General features: G+C 38.0%; 3 protein-coding genes and 1 pseudogene. All 4 read left to right on the top strand.

The genetic code is table 11. From position 1 onward, the window contains the following. Window positions 1–107: pseudogene (locus EDM53_RS00500) on the top strand (transposase); the annotation flags it as partial. Between the two features lie 35 nt (window positions 108–142). After that, entirely contained in the window at window positions 143–1,048 is a 906-nt protein-coding gene (locus EDM53_RS00495) for a DUF4158 domain-containing protein (RefSeq protein WP_165379500.1), read from the top strand. Continuing rightward, window positions 993–2,156 (top strand): Tn3 family transposase, encoded by a 1,164-nt coding sequence (locus EDM53_RS00490; RefSeq protein WP_130121371.1) that lies wholly within the window; start codon window positions 993–995, stop codon window positions 2,154–2,156. The genes EDM53_RS00495 and EDM53_RS00490 overlap by 56 nt, the downstream gene beginning before the upstream one ends. Beyond that, window positions 2,153–2,875: a transposase gene (locus EDM53_RS00485; RefSeq protein ID WP_242507793.1), complete on the top strand. Its 723-nt coding sequence runs from the start codon at window positions 2,153–2,155 to the stop codon at window positions 2,873–2,875. The genes EDM53_RS00490 and EDM53_RS00485 overlap by 4 nt, the downstream gene beginning before the upstream one ends. Window positions 2,876–3,600 lie beyond the last annotated feature (725 nt).

Here is a 3,600-nt window from a genome sequence, read left to right as displayed (position 1 = left end):
AGAGAGGCCTTGTGGAGACAGTGATTGACCAGTTTAAGAATTGGTGCCAAATTGAGCATACAAGGCACAGAAAGGTTGAAAACGCATTCGTCAACATAATCTTAGGAGGTCAAGAGGGATAGAAAACAGGCTAAAATATGGAGTGCAGATTTGTTGTTTAAGAAGAACTGGTAGATTTATAGAAGAGTGGTCAGAGATATCAGTGATTGTATTAAACCATTTATCAAAACAACTGTGTATGGAGCTAATACATCATCTTTTAATTAGAGGAAATAAGAACAGTGAATCAAAGATGAAGCAAGATATCAAAGAATTTTTAGGATTTAGAGAGTTTGATTACGAAAAAGATACATTAGTTAGTGATTTTTTAGAGCGGAACCCATTATTAATTAGCAATAAGAGTGAAATAGCAGAAGAAGTTGAAAATTATCTTATTAAAGCAAAAGTACATTTGCCAAGTAAGAGCCGGTTGATGAGGTACGTGTACAGTCAGTACAGTAAGACGCAGATAGAGATTTTAGAGACATTTGCGGAGAGCATAAATGATGTTCAATTCAGGTATTTAAATAGGGTATATGCAGACAATGCTTTTTTACCGGAGATAAAGAAGCCAATAGGAGAGGTAAATATCAAGAATATTAGTGAGAAGCTGGAAATAATAGAGGGATTACTAGAGTTAAAGTTAGAAGATTTACCATGGGAATTAATACATCCAAGCTATTCAGAGAAACTATCCCAACTAGTGAACAAATATGACATATCATCATTAAGAAGGATGAAGCCAACAGCGAAAAGAGATGTGATGGTGGTGTGTTATTTATATGAGAGTACGAAGAATACAATGGATTTGATGGTGAACAGCTATGACAAATTAATGAGCGAAATAGAAAGGAGAGTGAATAGGGACTACGAGATTGAGTTAAAGCGATTAAGGAATAAAGCCAGAGAAAGCAGCAGAAGGGCATTGGTCAGTTTGAAGATGTTAAGGGATCATGAGAGGCGAGGTTACTACACTAGAAGAGTTTTGCAAAGAGTTAACAGCGAATAAGAATGATCTAGATGAAATCATCAATGATTGCGAGATAGTGGGGAAGTTTGAGGTGTATGGGAAGTCGGAGTTAGCACAAAGAAGGTATAGTTATTTAACGAAGTTTATACAAAGATTTATAGATTTAGGGTTTCAATCATCGACAGGAAGTGAGGGACTTATGGAAGGTATAGCAGCTTATCGGGAGTATCATAAGGATAAGAAGTTTAAGAAGGGAGCGCCGACAAGTTTTATAGATGGTCCTTGGAAGAAAGGGTTATACAAGAAGCCTGGAGAGATCAACAGAAAGGCGTGGGAGATAGGACTGTGTTTTGCGATCAAGAAAGGGCTAAGAACAGGGAACTTATATTTACCACAAAGTAAATATTATAGGGATTTTTGGGCCCCCCTTTATAATGTGGAGAAGTGGAAGGAAGAGAGAGTATCACATTATAAGGGTCTAAATGTACCAGAACAATGCAGTGATATGATTGCGAAGCTAAAACAAGAGTTTGGGGAACATCTGCACATGGCTATAAAATCGCTTGGTAAGGGGCAGTATGGAAGAATAAAGAACAACAAGTTAGTAATACAAAGAGATGAACCTTTAGAAGAAGTAAGTGAGCTTAAGAACCTATTGGAATCATATATTGAGCCGATAAGAATAGAAGATTTGTTATCATATATACAAAGACAAACGAATTATGTGAAAGTATTTAAACCGCTAGAAGACAACAGAAGAAAAGAGGAAGTATCGCCAAATATTTTAAATGCGGCAATAACAGCACATGCGACGAACTTAGGGTTATATGGACTTAGTAGGAATTGTAAAGGAATCAATGGAGATAAATTAAGCTATGTATCGAACTACTACATTAGTGCAAAGAACCTGAAAGAAGCGAGCGACATACTAATAAAAGCGCAACAAAAATATTGGCTTACAAAAATAATAGGAACAGGTCAAAGAGGGTCGTCAGATGGGTCGAGATATAGAACTAGCAGCAAAGGGCTATATTCCTCGATGCATCCAAGATACTTTGGAGCATTGGATAGAGGAATAACAATATATACGCACATGTCAGATCAGTGTACGGTTTTTATAATACAGAAGTTTTATCATGTGCAGTGAGAGAGGCAGTATATGTGTTAGATGGGTTACTGGATAATCAGAATATCTCGAGGCCATTTGAACATTCGACAGATACGGGAGGATTTACGGAGGTATTATTTGGGTTATGTTATTTATTGGGCATATCATTTCAACCACATTTTAAAGATTTGAAGGACCAGCGGTTATATTGTTTTGACAGGAAAGGGACAGGGTATCCTGAACTATTTAGTACAGAAAGGATAGATGAGTTGTTATTAAATGAGCAATGGGATGATATGATAAGGCTAGTAAGCTCACTGAAGGAAGGGTTAATAAAGCCGCATATAATTGTGAAGAAGCTACATGCGCAAGAAACGTTTACGAAATTATCAAAAGCGCTAGTTTATTTGGGTAGGATAGTGAAGAGTACATATATACTAAGGTACCTGCATGATGAGGAGTTAAGATACGCAGTAAGGAAACAACTGAATAGAGGCGAGGGACGGCATAGGCTGGCAAGATATGTATTTTTTGCGGATCAGGGAGCATTTAAAACAAATGACTATGAGGAAATGATGAACAAGGGGAGTTGTCTGAGTTTTGTGTCGAACGCGATTGTGGTATGGAATACGGAACAAATGCAGAGAGTATACGAGATATTGAAGGAGAAAGGGTGCAAGATAAGGGAAGAAGATATGGGAAGAGTGTTACCATTATCAACGAAGGAGATACTAGTACACGGACAGTATTCCTTTTAAGAGGAGTGGGCAACATGCGCAGCATGTTACTTTAAAGGAGAATAGGTGTCAAGAATTAATTGAATGGCCCATTATTCGTATAATACGCTAATAGGAATTTCCGCACCTATGTTGCTGATAAGCCTAAACGAAGGTTCACTTACATTAGCCATAGCACTAAATGCTAGGACCTTGCTGCATAATGCTTGCAGCACAGTTTCATCCTCACGGATAATACTGGAGATCCTAAGATCTCAGGTTACATTCTTCCTGAAGCTTCACACAAAGTCGTTACCAACAATGCATGTTCAGGTAGCATACTGATGGCAGAACATCAGGTTGCATGATAGAAGGAAATATAGTATAATCTGAAAACCTATTTGGTTTTCAGACTTTCCTATCCTTAAGCAAAAGACTAGCTTTTGATCAAGGTTTTCGACTAACTGCAACAGTCAACAATAGACCGTTTCACGGGTCGCACCAGCGCACCAGCGCACCAGCGCACCAGCACACCATACGCATCCCTTGATGCCTGTACCAAATGTAGGAAAATCAAGGCGTATAGGTTATGTAGTCCGTGCGTCAGAAGTGATGGAGAGGAGAAGGGATGAGGGGTTGAGGAGATAAAATGGATTGAAAATCCATAAGAAAAGTGTATTAGATAGGCAGAAAGCTTATGGATTTTACATATCAGATATGCCAATAGAAAACAAAGTTTCCAGTCAAAAACAAGGAAGATTATTTTG

This window comes from Rickettsiales endosymbiont of Peranema trichophorum, assembly GCF_004210275.1.
GTDB lineage: Bacteria > Pseudomonadota > Alphaproteobacteria > Rickettsiales > Midichloriaceae > RICK02.
This window is presented reverse-complemented; position numbering and strand designations above follow the sequence as displayed.